Source organism: Micromonospora echinospora (assembly GCF_900091495.1).
Taxonomy (GTDB): domain Bacteria; phylum Actinomycetota; class Actinomycetes; order Mycobacteriales; family Micromonosporaceae; genus Micromonospora; species Micromonospora echinospora.
The window spans coordinates 5,828,816-5,847,037 of record NZ_LT607413.1 but is presented as its reverse complement, the minus strand read 5'-3'; the positions used below and the strand labels follow the sequence as shown (position 1 = coordinate 5,847,037).

The window sequence follows — 18,222 nt, the reverse complement described above, 5'->3', positions numbered from 1 at the left end:
CAGGACGGGGCCCCTTCGGCCAGCCTCAGAAGTCGTCGGGGGTGCGGATCCGGTCCCGGATCCAGGCGCCGGCCGGCTTGAGGCGGCTGGTGCCGCCGAACTGACCGCTGCCGCAGGTGCCGGTGGTGAAGACGGCACCGGAACGGAAGTCGTCGGAGAAGTTCCAGTTCGTCCAGCTGATCTTCTTGCTGGCCATCAGGTCGAGGTACCGCTGGGACATGGTGAAGTTGTTGGGGCCGTCACCGGTGTACTCCTGGGTGCCGAACTCGGTGACGAAGAGCGGCAGCCGGTCGGCGGCCTGGGCGAAGGTGTTGTAGTACAGGTCGCCGTGCGAGGCGGCGTAGAAGTGGAAGACGTACATCAGGTTGCCGCCGGTGACCGGGTTGGCCGCGATCGTGTCGACCCCGCCGCCGCTGCCGGAGACGCCGAGCGAGGACCAGTCCGGGGTGCCCACCAGGACCACGGCCTCCGGGTCACGGCTGCGGATCACCGGGATGACCTGCTCGGCGTAGCTCTTGATGCTGCTCCAGGAGACCCCGTTGGGCTCGTTGGCGATCTCGTAGAGCACGTTGACCTTGTCCTTGTGCCGCTCGGCGATCTCGGCGAAGAAGGTGCGCGCCCGGGTGAGGTTGTGGTTCGGGTCGCCGGGGCTGAGCATGTGCCAGTCGACGATGGCGTACATGCCCCGGGCGGTGGCCAGCTCGATGTAGTTGTGCACCATGTCGGTGAAGCGGCGGGGGTCGGTCTCGTAGCCACCCTCCTGGATGTACATCGAGATCCGCAGCACGTCGGCGTTCCACTCCCGGGCGAGCACGTCCAGCGAGGCAGGGGTGGCGCAGTTCGCGTACCACTGGATGCCGTGCGTGCTCATGCCGCGCAACTGGATCGCCTTGCCGTTGCGGTTGCAGAGCTGGCGACCGCAGACCCGGAGCTGGCCGTTGGCCGCGACCGGGGTGCCGGCGGTCGGCGGCGGTGTGGTCGGCGGGGCGGTGGTGGACGGCGGCGGCGTGGTCGGCGTGGTGCCGCCGCCGCAGGGCTGACCGTTGAGGGTGCAGCCGACCGGGGCGCCGGAGCCGTTGCCGACGAAGCCGAAGGTCACCGAGGCGCCCGGGGCGACCGTGCCGTTCCAGGACCGGTTGGTGAACGTGTGGTGCTGCCCGCTGCTGGTCAACAGCGCGTCCCAGTACGAGCCGACCGTGGTGCCGGCCGGCAGGTCGAACTCCAGCCGCCAGGAGGTGATCGAGGTGGTGCCGGAGTTGGTGATCGTGTAGCGACCCTCCCACCCGGCGCCCCAGTCGTTGACCTTGGTGAAACTCGCGGTCGGTGTCGTTGCCGCACCGGCGGTGGTGGACAGGGCGAGCGGCGCCAGCGCCACCGCCGCGATGAGGCCGGCCACCAGGATCGGTCTGCCGCGAAGTCGCACGAGCACCTCCAGGAACGATGACGGTATTTATTGCCATCGAACTATAAAGAAGGTTAAGTGTTACTGCAACGCGCGGAGCCCCGGCACGACCGTCCACCACCGCCGGAAGCGACGGCTCAGAGGACGATGGTGGGGTTGTAGTACCCGAGCCAGAGCGAGAGGTCGATGACCCGCTCCAGGCGCAGCCGGTGACCCCACCCGAGCTTCTCCGGCGGCACCTCCAGCGCGGGCCGGACGCCGTCGACGTCCACGATCTCGCGCAGCACGCTGTGCGGGTCCTTCAACGCGTCGGCGGCCTGCTGCTGGACCCCCCGGTTGTAGCGGACGTCGTGCGTGGAGGGGTAGTGGTTCTTCAGCCGGTCCAGCACCGACTGCGGCACCAGGCCGTGGGCGACCGACCGCAACAGGCTCTTCTCCCGCCCGTCGTACGTCTTCATCGCCCACGGCGCGTTGAAGACGTACTCGACGAGCCGGTGGTCGCAGTAGGGCACCCGGACCTCCAGACCCACCGCCATGCTGAGCCGGTCCTTGCGGTGCAGGAGCTGCCGCAGCCAGCGGGTGAGGCTCAGGTGCAGCAGTTCCCGGACGCGCCGCTCCTCCGGCGACTCCCCGTCGTGCACCGGGACCGCCGCGAGGGCGTCCCGGTAGGTGTCCGCCTGGAACTCGCGCAGCCGCAGCTTGGCGGAGAGGTCCGGGTGCAGCGGCATGGCCTGCCGGTCGTTGGTGACCAGCAGCCAGGGGAAGGTGTCGGCGGCGAGCGCCTGCGGCGAGTGGAACCAGGGGTATCCGCCGAAGACCTCGTCGGCCGCCTCCCCGGAGAGCGCGACGGTGGAGGTCCGCCTGATCTCACCGAAGAGCAGGTAGAGGGACGTGTCCATGTCGCCGACACCGATCGGCGAGTCCCGGGCGATCACGACGGCCTGCCGGTTCGCCGGGTCGAGGAGCCGGTCGGGGTCGAGCAGGATCGTGTGGTGGTCCGAGCCGATGAACTCGCCCGCCTCACGGGCGAACGGCGCGTCCGGGCTGGAACGCAGGACGTCGGCGGTGAACTGTTCCTGCTGGTCGTGGTAGTCCACGGCGAACGAACGGATGCGCTCTCCGGGACCCTCCCGGTGCTGGATCTCCCGGTTGAGCAGCGCGGTCAGGACGGTGGAGTCCAGACCGCCGGAGAGCAGGGTGCACCGGGGCACGTCCGCCTCGAGCTGCCGGTGGGCGCTGTCGACGAGCAGGTGCCGGACGTTCGCCAGGGTGGTCGGCAGGTCGTCGGTGTGCGGCCGGGCCTCGATCCGCCAGTACGTCCGCTCGGTCAGGCCCGACCGGTCGAACCGGACCACCGACCCCGGCAGCACCTCCCGGATGCCCGACCAGACCGACGGGCCGGTGTTGAACAGCAGGCTGTACGCCTCGCGGATGCCGTCCAGGTCCACCCGGGGCTCGACCTCCGGGTGGGCGAGGATCGCCTTCGGCTCCGAGCCGAACAGCACCCCGCCGGCGGCCTGGCTGTAGTACAGCGGCTTGATGCCCAGCCGGTCCCGCACCAGGATGAGCGACTGGCGGCGCTGGTCCCACACGGCGAAGGCGTACATGCCGTTGAGGCGGTGCACCACCTCCTCGCCCCATTCGAGGTAGGCACGGAGCAGCACCTCGGTGTCGCTCTGGGTGTGGAAGGGGTGGCCGAGGCGGCGCAGCTCATCGCGCAGCTCCACGAAGTTGTAGACCTCACCGCTGTAGGTGAGCACCACCTCGGCGCCGGCCGACTCGGCCACCATCGGCTGCTGCCCGCCGATGATGTCGATCACGGCGAGGCGGCGGTGCCCGATGGCCGCGTGCGCGTCGAGCCAGCGCCCGCCCGCGTCCGGACCCCGAGGGGTCATGGTCGCGACCATCGCCTCGATGACCTGGTGCTCCGACCGCAGGTCGCGGTCGAAGGAAGCCCAGCCGGTGATTCCGCACATGTCGTCCCCTCCACTCTCGGCGCGGCCCGGCATCGCGGGCGTACCGCATCGGACCGACGGCCCACGAACACCGCGAGCCGGCCGCGTGGGGTTGAAGGTAATCCCTATCGGCTTTGAAGGCATTAAGTCGATCTCCATGACCGAATCGCCCACCGGACCACGAGGTCCGGGCGCGCCGCCGGACACGGCACGGCGCGCGCCGGGCAACGTACCGCATTGACGCATGTCTTTGCTGGTGTCGGCTCCGCCCGGACCGGAGGAAACCGGCCTCCGACACGCGCCGCGAGACGGGGCGCATGGCGACGATCGGTCCGCACTGCGGCAATTGCGTGTTGCGAAAAAATGTCCGGGAACCATTCGGGCCGTCCTGGCGACCGGGCACGCCGGGCCGGCGGCGACCAGCACATGAGGGCCGACACCGGCGGAATCGCCGACGCGGCCGACTGCGAGCCACCTACCAAGGAATTGACATCTGTAACATTGTTTCCGGGAACCGCAGGCTGGCGCGGAGCGACCAGTAGCGTATGGGATTCGACGCGGAAGATGCTCGGGGCCGGGCGGTCGGCCATTCCGGGGCGACCACCCCGACGCGCGACAGGTGGCTGCTCGTCTACGCCGCCGGAGCGGTGGTGTTCGTCGCGATGCTCGAGACGAGCATCGTCAACGTGGCGCTTCCCGCCATCCGGGACGACCTCGGTGGCGACCCGGCGACCACCCAGTGGACGGTCCTGGCGTACCTGCTGCCGGTGGTGGCTCTGGTGCTACCCGCCGGGCGCTGGCTGGACCGGGTGGGCAAGCGCGCCGCCCTCGTCGCGTCGGTGGGTGGATTCGCCGTCGCCAGCACCGCGGCCGGACTCGCGCCGGGCGTCGGGTTCCTCGTGGCGGCCCGGGTGGCCCAGGGCGCCTGCGCCGCGGTGATGTTCGCCCTGATGCCGGTGCTGGCCACGGTCGCGGTCCGGCCCGAGGCACGCGGTCGGGCGATGAGCGTGCTGGCCACGCTCGGGCCGCTCGGCGCGGTCGCGGGTCCACCCCTCGGCGGGCTGCTGCTCGGGGTGGTCGGCTGGCGGCCGGTCTTCTTCGCGGTGGTCCCGGTCGCCGTCGGGATCGTCCTGGTCGGGCTCCTCGCCATGCCCGACGACGGTCCGCTCCGGGCCCCCGACCGCCGGTGGCTCGCCGAGGCGGCGCTGACGGCGCTGGGGCTCGGGGTGCTCCTGGTGGCGCTGACCAGGACGGCGGAGGCCGGCCCGGAGTGGCTGCTGCTGGTGCTTCCCGCCGTGGTGGTCCTCGGCGTCTGGTGGCGGCTGCCGGCCAGCCGGCCGGTGTTGGCCCTGCTGCGCGTGCCCGGCGTCCGCGCCGGTCACGTCGCCGTCCTGCTGCTCGCCCTCGGCTTCGCGGTGATGCAGTTCCTGCTGCCGTTCCACCTGGTCGACGTGGTCGATGTCAGCACGGAGGTCACCGGCCTGACCATGCTCGCCTTCGCCGCCGGCATGGGCCTGGCCGGCCCGGTCGGCGGGGTGCTGGCCGACCGGTGGGGCGCGGGGCGGACCGGCGCGCTCGGCGCGGTCGTGGTGACCGTCGGCCTGTTGCTGGTCCAACCGCTGCCGTCGGGGTGGGAGCCGCTCGACGTGGCGTGGCGGCTCGCCGTGGCCGGCGTCGGGATGGGCCTGTACGGCGGGCCGGTCCAGGCCATGGTGATGACCGCCGCGCCGCACGGCCTGACCGCGACGACCGGTGGGACCGTCCAACTCGCCCGGAACCTGGGGTTCGCCCTCGGCCCGGCCGTCGCCACCGCCGCCTGGGCCGCCGACGGTTACTCCGTCACCGGCATGCGGGGCGCGTTGGCCGCCGGGGTCCTCGCCGCGGCTCTCGGTGCGCTCGCGCTGGTCCGGCACGGTCGACGCGCCGGGCGCGCAGGCCCGGCCGGGACGGCCCGGACCCAGCCGGCGTCCGCCCCCGGCCAGACGGCCACCCGTTGACCGGGGACCGACGCCGGCGGACCTGTTGCCGGCCCGGCGTTGACCGGGCGACCGTCGGGCCGGTGTTGTGCAGACCTTTCCCGCGCTGCCTCCCGAATCGCGATCTGGGATGACGTTTCCGCTGGCAGCCCCTATGTGGGAAGTGCCGCTTCTGGCGTCAAGCTGTCGATCGAGGAAATCGTCGCGAGGGCGCTCGCGGAACGGGCGAAGATGCTCGGGCACGCCAACTCTCCCCCACCTCAGGAGGCGCGATGTCCGCATGGCGTAGCACCGTTTCCGCTCTCGCCGTCGCCCTGACCATGGTGCTCCTCGCACCCGCCGCCCCGGCCTCGGCCGCCGTCGGCTCCTACAGCGTCTCGCCGAGCGGAGGCTCGGTCTACCGCACCAACACGGTCTACTCCAGCGGGTTCGCCAGCAGCCCCGGCACGGTGCCCGCCGGCGCCACCGTCACCGGCGTCAGTTGGCAGTTCAACCTGTCCAGCTACCCGTCCAACCTCACCCGGCAGCTCTGCAACGTCCAGCGCTGCGAGACCCTGTGGACGTTCGGCGGGAACACCGGGACCTCGACGTACTTCACCGGGGACCCGGCCAACAACAGTTGGTACTTCCGGTTCGTCCTGGTGTTCGGATCAGGCTCCAGCGTGATCAATCCACCGGTGTACGCGTACACCCACAACGTGACCGTGACCTACCAGTACTGAGACGCCCACCCGTCGGGGTCGCCGCCACCCGGCGGCGACCCCGACCGTCTCTCGCGGGTCGGGTCGGGGTCAGCAGCTCCGCACCCGGGCGGCGCCGACCCGACCGTCGGTGCCGCCGGCGTCCCCGCGTCACCCCGCGCCAGCGGGTGAGGCGGCTCCAGCCCGGCGGGGACGGGAACGGACAAAGCTCGGGGTGTCGAGCGTGGCCCCGGTTACGCTCGGCGGATGAGCCGTCAGACCGTCGGCGTCACCAGGGTCCCCACGTTGGGTCTGGTGGTCCACCCCAGCCGGACGGTGGGCGAATCCGTCTCGACGATCCTCGGCTGGGCCCGTACCCACTCGGTCCGGGTCGTCGCGCGCGACCAGGACCGCGACCGGATCGTCCCGGAGGTCGAGACGGTGCCGGACCACCGGTTCGTCGCCCAGGTCGACGGGGTCGTCGCCCTGGGCGGTGACGGCACCATGCTCGGCGCGATGCGGCTGGTCGTCGGGCACCCGGTACCCGTGCTCGGCGTCAACCACGGCAACCTCGGCTTCCTCGTCGAGGTCACCCCCGACGCGCTGGAGGAGGCGCTGGCCCGCCTGGTCGGTGGCGACTTCACCGTCGAGTCGCACAGCTGTCTGGTCGCCGACCACACCGGTGGCACGCCGTTACGGACCGGCACCGGCTTCAACGACATCGTGCTAGCCCGGCACGGCCGGACCGGCACCGTCTCGGTCGACCTCACCGTCAACGACCAGCAGTACGGCTACTACCGGTGCGACGCGTTGGTCGTCGCCACACCCAGTGGCTCCACCGCCTACAACTACGCCGCCGGAGGGCCGGTCGTCTCGCCGTCGGCGCGCACGATGGTGATCACGCCGGTGGCGCCGATGGCGGGCATCGGCCGTTCCGTCGTGCTGGGTGCCGGTGACCAGGTGTCGTTGCGGGTCGCCCCGGACAGCGCCCCGGTCGCGGTCGACGTCGACGGCACCCCGTCGGCGGAGCTGAGTCCCGGCCGGACGCTGACCGTCCGGCTGCGCGAGGACGCCGGTCACGTCGTCCGATTCTCGGCCAGCCGGCACGTCAAGCGCAGCCAGCTCAAGCTCAGTCTGCTCGACCTGCCGCTGCGCCGTGACCAGCTTCTGGAGCTGATCCCCGAGCACCTCCGTCCGCCCTCGCCCGGCCCCGACGCGGGCTGACCCACGCTGCCGGTACGGTCGTGCCGAGCGTGGGAACGGAGCACCCCCACGTCGTGGGTCCGACCGATCCGGCACGCGCCGGTTGCATCCGAGGGAGCCAGCATGCCGCAGGTGTCGACCGGTCCGACCGCCACCACCTCGCGGTCGCCGGCCCCGGCGGCGCGGTGGTCCGCGTGGCGGGTCGTGGTCGGTTTCGGGACGGTCAGTCTGGCCGCCGACATGGTCTACGAGGGCGCACGGTCGATCACCGGCCCGCTGCTGGGCGCCCTGGGCGCGTCGGCCCTGGTCGTCGGCCTGGTGTCCGGGGCCGGCGAGGCCATGTCGCTGCTGCTGCGGCTGGCGTCCGGGCCGTTGGCCGACCGCACCGGCCGGTACTGGTCCCTGACCCTGGTCGGGTACGCGTTGACCGCCGTCTGCGTCCCCCTGTTGGCCGTGACGCCCTTCCTCGGTGGGGCCGGTCTGGCGGTCGCGGCGGTGCTGATCCTGACCGAACGCGCCGGCAAGGCCGTGCGCAGCCCGGCCAAGTCGGCGCTGCTGGCGCAGGCCGCCGGGGCGGTCGGTCGTGGTCGCGGTTTCGCGGTCCACAAGGCGCTGGACCAGGTCGGCGCCTTCGCCGGTCCCCTGCTGGTCGCGGCGGTCCTGGCGGCCACCGGCGTGATCTGGCCGGCCCTCGCCCTGCTCGCCGTCCCCGGGGCGCTGGCCATCGGCCTGCTGCTCCGGATCCGTCGGCGGGTGCCCGACCCGTCCGTCTTCGACACCGCCCCCGCGGAGCCCGCCACCTCCCGGCCCGACGGGGGCGGTCGCGCGCCGAGCGCGCTGGGCCGCTGGGTCGGGGCCGACCTGCCCCGTCGCTTCCTGCTGTTCGCCGCGGCGGCCGGAGCCGCCACCGCCGGGCTGGTCACCTTCGGGATCATCTCGTTCCACGCCAGCCGGACCGGCCTGATCGCCGTCGCGGGCATACCCCTGCTGTACGCCGCCGCGATGGCCGCCGCCGCCCTGGCCGCGCTGGTCAGTGGTCAGCTGTACGACCGGTGGCACGCGCGGGTGCTGTTCGCCCTGCCCCTGCTCGGTGCCGCCGTGCCGGCGCTGGCGCTCTCCGGCAGCCTCGTCGCCGTCGTGGCGGGGGCACTGCTGTGGGGCGCTGCCGTCGGGGTGCAGGACTCCACCGTCAAGGCCCTCGTGGCCGACCTCGTCCCCGCCGCCCGTCGGGCCACCGCCTACGGCGTCTTCGCCGCCGTCCAGGGTGGCGCGGCGCTGGCCGGCGGCGGCCTGGTCGGCGTCCTGTACGCCCGCTCGCTGCCGGCGCTGATCGCCGTCCTCGGCGCGACCCAGCTCCTCGCGCTGGGCCTGCTCGCCGCCAGTCTCGCCGGCCGTCGGCCGTCGGCGGCGCGGTAGCCGGCGTCCGCGACGGGAACCGCGCTGGCCCGCGCCCGCCGCCGGTCACGACGGGTCGCGGGCCCGCGCCGGTCAGCAGATGGGCACGCCCGGTAGCTGCGCGGCCGGGTGGTCGATGTAGATGTTGGTCATGTAGCCGTTCTGGTCCCGGAGCCGGGCCCACCAGTTGTTGGTGTAGCCGTCGGCGGTGACGGTGTCACCCTGCTTCTGGCAGAGCACGTACACCAGGGTGGGGCCGGGCAGGGTGGTGACCACCGGCGCCGAGAGCCGCACGTCGCTGCGGACCCGGATGCCGGAGCCCCAGGTCCAGAACGCGGTGCCGCCACCGCCGCAGCCGTTGTCGCTGGTCAGGTAGCGCTGGTGGTAGCCGCCCGGGTACGGGGCGAGCGAGGCCCCGTTGATCACGATGTTCTGGCCGACACCGTTGAAGAGCTGCTCGTAGTGGATGTGCGCCCCGGAGGAGTTGCCGGTGCTGCCGGTGGTGCCGATCTGCTGCCCCTGGTTGACCCACGCGCCACTGGCGACGGAGAACGCGGCGAGGTGGAAGTAGTAGGTCTTCCAGCCGCCGCCGTGGTCGATGACCACGTAGTTGCCGGCACCGCTGGCCTGGTAGTGGCGGGTCGCGGTGCCGGCGGCGGAGGCGAGGACCGGGGTGCCGGCGGTGCCACCACCGTCGGCGCGGACGAAGTCGAGGGCCAGGCGCACCTCGGCGCTGTGGTGACTGTAGGTCCACCGTTGTCCGCAGGGGTACGGCGCCTTGAACAGCGGGGCGGCCTGGGCGGGGGTGGCGACGACGAGAGTGGCGGTCAGGGCGGTGGCGAGGGCGGCCAGGAGCGTGGCGACGTACCTGATTGATCGCACGGTTCATCCTTGAGGCTTGGGATAGAACGCTGTCGATGCGCGCGCAGTATCGGAATCGTAGGCGCGACATCGATCAATGTAAATATCTATCCCGAGCTGCCACTCCTCGGTAGCTTTCCTGCGATCACCGCCTCCGGCCGCTCCCCGTCGCGCCTCAGGACGACGGTGGGCGCGCCATCGCCTCCCGCAGCTCACGCTTGCGCACCTTGTGACTCGGCCCGAGCGGCAGGCTGTCGACGTAGCGAACCACGCGGGGGTACTTGTGCCGCCCCAGGCGCTGCCGGCACCACTCGACCAGGTCCCGCTCCCCGGGGGGCGGCGGTCCGCTCGGGTCGGGCACCACCACCGCGCAGACCTCCTCGCCGTGCACCGGGTCGGGCAGGCCGACCACCGCCACCTGCCCGACCGCCGGGTGCCGGGCCAGCACCTCCTCCACCTCCCGGGGATAGACGTTGAACCCGCCCCGGATGATCACGTCCTTGGTCCGGTCGACGATCGTGACGAAGCCGTCGGCGTCCTTGCGGCCCAGGTCGCCGCTGCGGAACCAACCGTCCACGAGGGCCCGCGCGGTGGCCTCCGGTTGGTGCAGGTAACCGGCGAAGACGTTGTGCCCCCGGATGACGATCTCGCCGAGTTCCCCGGTGGGCAGCAGCTCGATCCGGTCGTCCAGCTCGGCACGGGCGATCTCCACCTCGACGCCCCAGACGGGATGTCCCACCGTCCCGGGCCGGGTGCCGAACGCCGGCTGGTTGGTGGTGGCCGTCGGGGAGGTCTCGGAGAGGCCGTACCCCTCGAAGACGGTGGTGTCGAAAGCGGCCTGGAAACGTTCCAGCACGGCCACCGGCAACGACGCCCCGCCGGAGACGCACAGCCGCAGCCGGGGCAGGGTGTCCCGCTCCCGGGCCGCGTCGAGCAGCGCGACGTACATGGTGGGCACGCCGTGGAAGACGTCCACCCCCTCGCGGAGCATGAGGTCGATCGCCGCCGGACCGGTGAAGCGGCTGAGCAGCACCAGGGTCGCGCCGACCCGGAAGGTGCCGTTCATCGCCACGGTCTGCCCGAAGCTGTGGAACAGCGGCAGGCAGCCGAGCACCACGTCGCCGCCGCGCGCGTCGTTGGCGTCGAAGACGTTGACCGTGGCGTTCATGACCAGGTTGAGGTGGGTGAGCAGGGCGCCCTTGGGCGCACCGGTCGTCCCGCTGGTGTAGAGGACCACCGCGACGTCCTCGGCCGACCGGGTCACGTACGACGGCAGCGGCGCCCGCGCCCCGCCGACGTCCTCCAGCCGGGGCGCGTCGACCCCCGGGGACGCCGGGCCCACCGTCACCACCGGGACACCGGCGCGGGCCGCCGCAGCCGTACCCGTCGCGAGCTGGGAGGTGTGGCAGACCAGCAGCTTCGCGCCGCTGTCCCGCAGCACGTACCCCATCTCGTCGGCGGTCATCAGCAGGTGCACCGGCACGAGCACCGCCCCGGCGGCGAGCACGCCGTAGTACACCCGGGGGAAGTCGACCACGTTGGGGGCGAGCAGGGCCACCGGGTCACCGGCCGCCACCCCCAGCTCCCGGAGGGCGGCGGCGTGGCTGCGGGCCTCCAACCACAGTTCGGCGTACGTCACCCGGACGTCGCCGTCGATCACGGCGACCGTGTCGGGGTGCCGGCGGGCGGCCTCGGCCAGCACCATGGCCAGGGACAGGGCGGTCACCCGTCCGCCCCGGGGTAGAGGCGGCTGACCGTCTCGGCGACGCAGACCGGCTTGCCGCCGGAGTCGCTGTGCACGGTGACCGAGACGACCACCTGCGCCCCACCCTCGACCGGGGACACCCCGACGATGGTGGCGGTGGCCCGCACCGCGCCTCCCACCCGCAGCGGGGCCGGGAAGCGGACCCGGTTGAGCCCGTAGTTCACGCCCATCCGCAGCCCCTCCACGTGGTACAGGCGGCCGACCAGCGCCGGCAGCAGGGCGAGGGTGAGGTAGCCGTGGGCGATGGTGCCGCCGAACGGGCCGGACGCCGCCCGCTCGGCGTCCACGTGGATCCACTGGTGGTCGTCGGTGGCGTCGGCGAAGAGGTCGACGCGGCGCTGGTCGACCGGCGTCCAGGGGCCCGGTCCGAGGGTCTCCCCCACGGCGGCGGCCAGGTCGTCGATGTCGGCGAAGATCCTCATGCCAGGTGTCCGCCGATCTTCGTGTAGCCGCGCAGCAGGTCACGGGAGATGATCAGTCGTTGCATCTCGTCGGTCCCCTCGAAGATCCGGTAGAGCCGTACCTGTCGGTACCAGCGTTCGATCGGCAGCTCGCGGGTGTAGCCCATGCCGCCGTGGATCTGGAGCGCCCGGTCCACCACCCGGTTGACCATGCCGGCGCCGTAGAGCTTGCCCATCGAGGAGGCGTGCCGGGGGTCCATGCCCTGGTCGACCGTCCAGGCGGAGCGCAGCACCAGCCAGCGGGCCGCCTCCAGTTCGGTCTCCGAGTCGGCGATCATCCACTGGATGGCCTGGTTGGTGCCGATCTTCGCGCCGAAGGTCTCCCGGGTGTTGGCGTGGTCGATCGCCATCTGGAGCACCCGTTCGGCGATGCCGATGGCGTGTGAGGGGATGGTGTAGCGCCCCTTGCCGATCCACCGCATGCCCAGCTCGAAGCCCTGGCCGACCTCGCCGAGGACGTTGCGGTGCGGCACCCGTACGCCGTCGAAGACCAGGGACGCCGGGCCGCCCTCCCCCATCGTCGGGATGAACTCCGAGCGCCAGCCCATCGCCCGGTCCACCAGGAAGGCGGTCGCGCCGCCGTGGCGGGCGCCCTTCTCCGGGTCGGTGACCGCGACGACGATGGCGAAGTCGGCGTCGTTGCCGTTGGTGATGAACGTCTTCTCGCCGTCGAGGATCCAGTCGTCGCCGTCGCGGCGGGCCCGGAACCGGATGTTGGCCGCGTCCGAGCCGGCACCGGGCTCGGTGATCGCGAAGCAGGAGACCCGCTCGCCCTCGATGGTGGGGACCAGGAACTCCGCCTTCTGTTCCGCAGTGGCCGCGAAGAGGATGTTGTCGGCCTCGCCGCCGAAGCGGAACGGCACGAAGGTGCGACCGATCTCGGTCCAGATCAGCGACTGGGTGACGGCGGGCAGGTCCATGCCGCCGTACTCCTGGGGGGTGTCCAGCCCCCAGAACCCGAACGCGCGCGCCTTGAGCTGCAACTCGCGCAGCTCGGTCCGGTCCAGTCCGGGACGGTGCGCCCGTTCCCGGCGCAGCACCTCCTGCTCCAGCGGCACGACCTCCCGGGTGATGAAGTCGCGGGCCGTGTCACGGATGGCCCGCTCCTCGTCGGAAAGCGCGAAGTCCATGTCTCCTCCGGGTCCTCGGGTTGGCGTGCGGCGGGTCAGCGGGCCCCGCCGTTGACGTACAGGGTCTGGCCGCTGACGTACGAGGCGTCGTCGCTGGCCAGGAAGGCGATCACCGAGGCGATCTCCGCCGGCTGGGCGACCCGCCGCAGCGGGGTCTGGTCGGCGACCATCCGCTGGTGCTCCTCGGGGCTGCTGCCGACCCGCTCGGCGGTGGCGGCGGTCATCGCGGTGGCCACGTAGCCGGGGGCGACGGCGTTGACCGTCACGCCGAACGGGCCCAGCTCGACCGCCAGGGTGGCGGTGAGCCCCTGCACGCCGGCCTTGGCCGCCGCGTAGTTGACCTGGCCCCGGTTGCCCAGCGCGGAGCGGCTGCTGAGGTTGACGATCCGGCCGTAGCGGGCTGCCACCATGTGCCGTTGGGCCGCCTGGCAGCAGAGGAACATGCTGGTCAGGTTGGTGGTCAGCACCGCCTCCCACTCCGGCAGCGCCATCTTGAACAGCAGGTTGTCCCGGGTGATCCCGGCGTTGTTCACCAGCACGTGCAGGCCGCCGTACGTCTCGACGACCCGGTCGGTCGTCGCGGCCACCGCGTCGGCGTCGGTCACGTCGCAGCCGAGGCCGACGGCCCGGCCGCCGGTGGCGACGATGTCCTCGGCGACGGCCCCGGCGCGCTCGGCGTCGAGGTCCACCACCGCGACGGTGGCTCCCTCGGCGGCGAGCCGGCGGGCGGTGGCCGCGCCGATGCCCTGGCCTGCGCCGGTGACGACGGCGATCCGGTCGGCGAATCTGGTCACGGTTCCCCCTGGCGGGTCTAGAAGGCGGCGACGCCGGTGAGCGCACGTCCGATGAGGAGTTGCTGGATCTGGCTGGTGCCCTCGTAGAGGGTGGCGACGCGGGCGTCGCGCAGGTACCTGCCGACCGGGTACTCGTCGACGTAGCCGTACCCGCCGAAGACCTGGACCGCGTCGTTGGCCGCGCGGACGGCGGCCTCGCTGGCGAAGAGCTTGGCCATGGACGCCTCGGTGGCGAACGGCTCGCCCCGCTCGATCAGGTCGGCGACCCGCCAGACCAGCAGCCGCGCGGCGGCGGTGTCCACCGCGATCCGGGCGAGCAGCTGCTGCACGAGCTGGTGCCCGGCGATGGGCTTGCCGAACTGGGTGCGCTGACCGGCGTACCCGACGGCCGCGTCCAGGCAGCCCTGGGCGATCCCGACGCAGCCGGCGGCCACCGACATCCGTCCCTTGGCCAGCGTGGCCATGGCCAGCCGGAAGCCCCGGCCCTCCTCGCCGAGGCGGGCGGAGTCGGGCACCCGGACGTCGTCGAGGACGAGTTCGGCGGTGGCCTGTCCGCGCAGGCCGAGCTTGCCGTGGATCTCCCGGCGGGAGAACCCGGAGGCGTCGGTGGGCACCAGGAAGGCGGTGATTCCCCGGTGGCCGTCGCCGCCGGTGCGGGCGAAGACCAGTGCCACGTCGGCGGTGGTGCCGTTGGTGATGAACACCTTCCGGCCGGTCAGCAGCCAGTCGGTGCCGGCCCGGCGGGCCCGGGTGGTCAGCGCGGCGGCGTCCGAGCCGCTGCCCGGTTCGGTCAGCGCGAAACAGCCGAGGGCGGCGCCGGCGCAGAGGCGGGGCAGCCACTCGGTCCGCTGGGCCGGGGTGCCGTGGCGGGCGATCGTGGTCGCGACCAGGCCGAGGGAGACCGAGACGATGCCGCGTACCGACGAGTCACCACGCCCGAGTTCCTCCAGGACGAGGCAGTAGGAGAGGTGGTCGCCGCCGGAGCCGCCGTGCTCCTCGGCGACGGTGAGACCGAGGAAGCCCAGCTCGCCGAGGCGGCGGACGACGCCCGGGTCGACCGACTCGCGGCGGTCCCACTCGGCGGCGTGCGGGGTCACCTCGCGCGCGACGAAGTCGGCGGCGAGCCGGCGGACCGCGGCCTGCTCGGCGGAGAGGTGAAGGTCCATGGCCAATCAAACTAGCGGTGGAAGTTTAATTGGTCCAGACCCGGCTGTGGCAGAGTTCTGCCCGGGTCGCCAGAGTCGGCGCCACCGAGCGCGAGGAGGAACGGATGCCCCGGCCACGGCAGCCCCTGCTCAGCCGGCAGCGGATCGTCGAGGCCGCCGCCGCGCTGATCGATTCGGACGGCCTGGCGGGGTTCTCCACCCGCCGGCTCGCCGCCGAACTCGGCGTCCGGGGCCCGTCGCTGTACAACCACTTCGCCACCAAGGACGAGATCCTCGACGCGGTCGCCGACAGCATCACCGCGCAGGTGGACGTGTCGTTCTTCGGCGCGCTCGACTGGCGGGAGGCGCTGCGCCGGTGGGGGCACTCGTACCGGGCCGCCCTGGCCGCCCACCCGCACATCGTGCCGTACCTCGCGCAGGGCCCGGGACGCCGTCCGGCCGCCCTGGCCATGGCCGACGCCGTCTACGGCGGACTCGTCGACGCCGGCTGGCCCCCGGCGCGGGCCACCCACATCGGGGCGCTCATGCGCTACTTCGTCGCCGGGTCGGCGCTGGGCTCGTTCGCCCGGGGCTTCGTCGAGGACCCGGTGCTGTACGCCGAGCAGTATCCGCACCTCACCCAGGCCCACCGGCTCGCCGAACACCAGCAGCGGGTGGACGAGGGCGCCTTCGCCCTGGGTCTCGACGCGCTCGTCGACGGCCTGGCCCGCACCTACGAGCGGACGATCGGTCCGCTGCCGCCCCTCCCGCCGACCGCCGACACGCACTAGAGTCCAAACTTGCACTGCTAGTTTGGCGACGTACGTGAGGGGCGCCATGGAGCTCGCACGGTCCGACTTCTACCTCGACGGCCACTGGGTCCCCGCCACCGGCGGCGAGACCATCCCGGTGTGGAACCCGACGACCGAGCAGGTCGTGGCGACCGTGCCGGCCGGCACGGCGGCCGACGTCGACCGGGCCGTCCGGGCCGCGCGGGCCGCGTTCGACGGCTGGGCCACGGCCGCGCCGGCCGACCGGGCGGCCTGCCTGGACCGGCTGCACGCCACGCTGACCGCCCGGGTCGAGGACATCGCCCGGACCGTCGCCCTGGAGTTGGGCACCCCGCTGAAGGTGGCCACCCGGGTGCAGGCCGGGCTCCCCCTCACCGTGCTGCACGGCTACGTCGACCTGGCCGCGCACCCGCCGGCCGAGCAGACCGTCGGCAACTCCCTGGTGGTCCGCGAACCGGTCGGCGTGGTCGGCGCGATCACCCCGTGGAACTACCCGCTGCACCAGGTCGTCGCCAAGCTCGCCCCGGCCCTCGCCGCCGGCTGCACGGTGGTCCTCAAGCCGAGCGAACTGACCCCGCTGACGGCGTACCTGCTCTTCGACGCGATCCACGCGGCCGGCTTCCCGCCCGGGGTGGTCAACCTGGTCACCGGCACCGGACCGGTGGTCGGCGAGGCCGTCGCCGCCCACGTTGGCGTCGACATGGTCTCCTTCACCGGCTCCACCGCCACCGGCCGGCGCATCTCCCACCTGGCCGCCGACCGGATCGCCAAGGTCGCGCTGGAACTCGGGGGCAAGTCGGCCAACGTGGTGCTCGACGACGCCGACCTGACCACCGCCGTCAAGGTGGGGGTGGCCAACGCCTTCCTCAACTCCGGGCAGACCTGCACCGCCTGGACCCGGATGCTGGTGCACCGGTCCCGCTACGACGAGGCGGTGGAGATCGCCGCGCAGGCCGCCGCAGGCTACCGGCTGGGCGACCCGTTCGACCCGGCCACCCGGCTCGGCCCGCTGGTCTCGGCGGCCCAGCGGCAGCGGGTGCGCGAGCACGTCGAGAAGGGACTCGTCGACGGGGGTCGGCTGGTCGCCGGTGGACCGGACGCCCCGGTGCCGGACCGGGGCTGGTTCGTCGCGCCGACGGTGATCGCCGACGTCGACCCGGACAGCGCGCTGGCCCAGGAGGAGGTCTTCGGGCCGGTGCTCGCGGTGATCCCGGTCGACGACGACGACCACGCCGTCGCGGTGGCCAACAACTCGCGCTACGGCCTGGCCGGCGCGGTCTGGTCCGGCGACGAGGACCGGGCGCTGCGGGTCGCCCGGCGGCTGCGCACCGGCGCGGTCGACGTCAACGGCGCGCCGTTCAACCCGCTCGCCCCGTTCGGCGGCTACAAGCAGTCCGGCCTCGGCCGGGAACTGGGCCGACACGGGTTGGAGGAGTTCTACGAGACGAAGGCGATCCAGCGGTGAGGGCACTGGTCGCCCGGGGCGTCGCGGAACCGCTGCGGGTGGAGGACATCGAACTGCCGCCCTGCGGCCCCGGCGAGGTCCGCGTCGAGATCCGGGCCGCCGGGGTCTGCCACTCCGACCTGTCGATGGTCGACGGCACCCTGGCCCCGCCGTACCCGCTGGTGCTCGGGCACGAGGCGGCGGGAGTGGTCGCCGAGGTCGGCGACGGCGTCGACCGGGTCGCACCCGGTGACCACGTGGTGCTCAACTGGGCTCCGCCGTGCCGCGACTGCTGGTACTGCGGACGCGGCGAGCCGTGGCTGTGCGAACGGACCGGCGCTCCCGCCACCGCCCGGGGACGCACCCCGGCCGGCGAGCCGCTGCACGTCACCCTCGGCCTGGGCGCTCTCGCCGAGCAGGTGGTGGTGCCGCAACGGGCGGTGATCCCGGTCCCGGCCGACCTGCCGGCGGAGTCGGCCGCGCTGCTGGGCTGCGCCGTGCTCACCGGCGTCGGCGCGGTCCGGCGTACCGCCGGGGTCGCCCCCGGCGAGGCGGTGGCCGTCGTCGGCCTCGGCGGGGTCGGGCTCTCGGTGGTCTCCGCCGCCCGCGCGGCCGGCGCGGGCCCGGTGCTCGCCGTGGACGTCTCCCCGGCCAAGGCGGAGCTGGCCGCCGCCGTGGGCGCCACCGACTTCCTGCTGGCCGACGACACCCTCAACCGGGAGATCCGGGCCCGCACCGGCGGGCGGGGCGTCGACCACGCCTTCGAGTGCGTCGGACGCAGCGCCACCATCCGCACCGCCTGGCGGGCCACCCGCCGGGGCGGCCAGGTGACCGTGGTGGGCATGGGCGCGAAGGACGACGTGGTGGGCCTGAGCGCCCTCGACATCTTCCACTCGGCGCGGACGCTGCGCTCCTCGGTCTACGGGTCGTCCGACCCGGACCGGGACGTTCCCGGCCTGGCCCGGGCCGTCCTCGACGGCGCCCTGGACCTGGGCCCGCTGATCACCGACCGGACCACCCTGGACGGCGCGCCGGAGGCGTTCGCCCGGATGGCCCGGGGCGAGGGCGCCCGTACCGTCGTCCTGCCCTGAGGAGTGGTAACGAGGACGACGTCCGCCCGCGCCCGTGCCCGGCTGCGGCGCCGGCCCGCAGAAGGGCGCGGCGGGCCAGGTAGCGCGAGGGTGGCGGACGGCCGCCGGTCAGCTGCCTGCTATCCGTGC

14 protein-coding genes and 1 pseudogene are annotated in these 18,222 nt (G+C 73.1%); 7 read left to right on the top strand and 8 right to left on the bottom strand.

The window, feature by feature from the left end:
* Positions 1-25: 25 nt before the first annotated feature.
* A complete protein-coding gene (locus GA0070618_RS25135) occupies positions 26-1,402 on the bottom strand; it encodes a cellulase family glycosylhydrolase (protein ID WP_172900414.1) in 1,377 nt (458 codons plus the stop codon).
* Between the two features lie 137 nt (positions 1,403-1,539).
* A complete protein-coding gene (asnB, locus tag GA0070618_RS25130) occupies positions 1,540-3,378 on the bottom strand; it encodes an asparagine synthase (glutamine-hydrolyzing) (RefSeq protein ID WP_088983826.1) in 1,839 nt (612 codons plus the stop codon).
* Between the two features lie 524 nt (positions 3,379-3,902).
* On the opposite strand from asnB, the gene GA0070618_RS25125 reads away from it, so the two are divergent.
* The 4 genes from GA0070618_RS25125 to GA0070618_RS25110 all read left to right on the top strand — a co-directional run bounded on the left by GA0070618_RS25125 (position 3,903) and on the right by GA0070618_RS25110 (position 8,632).
* Entirely contained in the window at positions 3,903-5,354 is a 1,452-nt protein-coding gene (locus tag GA0070618_RS25125) for an MFS transporter (protein ID WP_088983825.1), read from the top strand.
* A 251-nt stretch (positions 5,355-5,605) separates the two neighbouring features.
* Positions 5,606-6,055 (top strand): flagellar protein FlhE, encoded by a 450-nt coding sequence (locus GA0070618_RS25120; RefSeq protein ID WP_088983824.1) that lies wholly within the window; start codon positions 5,606-5,608, stop codon positions 6,053-6,055.
* A 225-nt stretch (positions 6,056-6,280) separates the two neighbouring features.
* The gene (locus GA0070618_RS25115; RefSeq protein ID WP_088983823.1) at positions 6,281-7,237 is read left to right on the top strand and encodes an NAD(+)/NADH kinase; all 957 of its coding nucleotides are present in this window, start codon (positions 6,281-6,283) and stop codon (positions 7,235-7,237) included.
* A 102-nt stretch (positions 7,238-7,339) separates the two neighbouring features.
* Positions 7,340-8,632: an MFS transporter gene (locus GA0070618_RS25110; protein WP_088983822.1), complete on the top strand. Its 1,293-nt coding sequence runs from the start codon at positions 7,340-7,342 to the stop codon at positions 8,630-8,632.
* Between the two features lie 291 nt (positions 8,633-8,923).
* Here the strand turns inward: GA0070618_RS25110 and GA0070618_RS34875 are convergent.
* The 6 genes and pseudogenes from GA0070618_RS34875 to GA0070618_RS25080 form a co-directional block, all read right to left on the bottom strand.
* Positions 8,924-9,442 (bottom strand): annotated as a pseudogene (locus tag GA0070618_RS34875) (M23 family metallopeptidase); the annotation flags it as partial.
* A gap of 205 nt (positions 9,443-9,647) precedes the next feature.
* Entirely contained in the window at positions 9,648-11,198 is a 1,551-nt protein-coding gene (locus GA0070618_RS25100) for a long-chain-fatty-acid--CoA ligase (protein WP_088983821.1), read from the bottom strand.
* Positions 11,195-11,659 carry a MaoC family dehydratase gene (locus GA0070618_RS25095; protein ID WP_088983820.1) on the bottom strand — a complete coding sequence of 155 codons (465 nt, stop codon included), beginning with the start codon at positions 11,657-11,659 and terminating at the stop codon, positions 11,195-11,197. Before GA0070618_RS25095 ends, GA0070618_RS25100 begins: the two co-directional genes overlap by 4 nt.
* Positions 11,656-12,828 carry an acyl-CoA dehydrogenase family protein gene (locus GA0070618_RS25090; protein WP_088983819.1) on the bottom strand — a complete coding sequence of 391 codons (1,173 nt, stop codon included), beginning with the start codon at positions 12,826-12,828 and terminating at the stop codon, positions 11,656-11,658. The genes GA0070618_RS25095 and GA0070618_RS25090 overlap by 4 nt, the downstream gene beginning before the upstream one ends.
* A gap of 35 nt (positions 12,829-12,863) precedes the next feature.
* On the bottom strand, positions 12,864-13,622 hold the full coding sequence (gene fabG, locus GA0070618_RS25085) for a 3-oxoacyl-ACP reductase FabG (protein WP_088983818.1): 759 nt from the start codon (positions 13,620-13,622) through the stop codon (positions 12,864-12,866).
* 17 nt (positions 13,623-13,639) lie between these two features.
* Positions 13,640-14,788, bottom strand: a complete 1,149-nt coding sequence (locus GA0070618_RS25080; RefSeq protein ID WP_088983817.1) for an acyl-CoA dehydrogenase family protein — start codon at positions 14,786-14,788, stop codon at positions 13,640-13,642.
* Positions 14,789-14,892: 104 nt separating this feature from the next.
* On the opposite strand from GA0070618_RS25080, the gene GA0070618_RS25075 reads away from it, so the two are divergent.
* From GA0070618_RS25075 to GA0070618_RS25065, 3 genes are read left to right on the top strand one after another with little or no spacing between them, the layout of a single operon-like run.
* Positions 14,893-15,558: a TetR/AcrR family transcriptional regulator gene (locus GA0070618_RS25075; RefSeq protein WP_088985819.1), complete on the top strand. Its 666-nt coding sequence runs from the start codon at positions 14,893-14,895 to the stop codon at positions 15,556-15,558.
* A 46-nt stretch (positions 15,559-15,604) separates the two neighbouring features.
* Complete coding sequence (locus GA0070618_RS25070) at positions 15,605-17,023, top strand: aldehyde dehydrogenase family protein (RefSeq protein ID WP_088983816.1); 1,419 nt, start codon at positions 15,605-15,607, stop codon at positions 17,021-17,023.
* Positions 17,020-18,093 (top strand): alcohol dehydrogenase catalytic domain-containing protein, encoded by a 1,074-nt coding sequence (locus GA0070618_RS25065; RefSeq protein ID WP_088983815.1) that lies wholly within the window; start codon positions 17,020-17,022, stop codon positions 18,091-18,093. Before GA0070618_RS25070 ends, GA0070618_RS25065 begins: the two co-directional genes overlap by 4 nt.
* Positions 18,094-18,222: the final 129 nt, after the last annotated feature.

Coding starts and splice junctions, on each gene's coding strand:
- asnB (WP_088983826.1), bottom strand. CDS start 3,378: ATGTGCGGAATCACCGGCTGGGCTTCCTTCGACCGCGACCTGCGGTCG.
- GA0070618_RS25125 (WP_088983825.1), top strand. CDS start 3,903: ATGGGATTCGACGCGGAAGATGCTCGGGGCCGGGCGGTCGGCCATTCC.
- GA0070618_RS25120 (WP_088983824.1), top strand. CDS start 5,606: ATGTCCGCATGGCGTAGCACCGTTTCCGCTCTCGCCGTCGCCCTGACC.
- GA0070618_RS25115 (WP_088983823.1), top strand. CDS start 6,281: ATGAGCCGTCAGACCGTCGGCGTCACCAGGGTCCCCACGTTGGGTCTG.
- GA0070618_RS25110 (WP_088983822.1), top strand. CDS start 7,340: ATGCCGCAGGTGTCGACCGGTCCGACCGCCACCACCTCGCGGTCGCCG.
- GA0070618_RS25095 (WP_088983820.1), bottom strand. CDS start 11,659: ATGAGGATCTTCGCCGACATCGACGACCTGGCCGCCGCCGTGGGGGAG.
- GA0070618_RS25090 (WP_088983819.1), bottom strand. CDS start 12,828: ATGGACTTCGCGCTTTCCGACGAGGAGCGGGCCATCCGTGACACGGCC.
- GA0070618_RS25080 (WP_088983817.1), bottom strand. CDS start 14,788: ATGGACCTTCACCTCTCCGCCGAGCAGGCCGCGGTCCGCCGGCTCGCC.
- GA0070618_RS25075 (WP_088985819.1), top strand. CDS start 14,893: ATGCCCCGGCCACGGCAGCCCCTGCTCAGCCGGCAGCGGATCGTCGAG.
- GA0070618_RS25070 (WP_088983816.1), top strand. CDS start 15,605: ATGGAGCTCGCACGGTCCGACTTCTACCTCGACGGCCACTGGGTCCCC.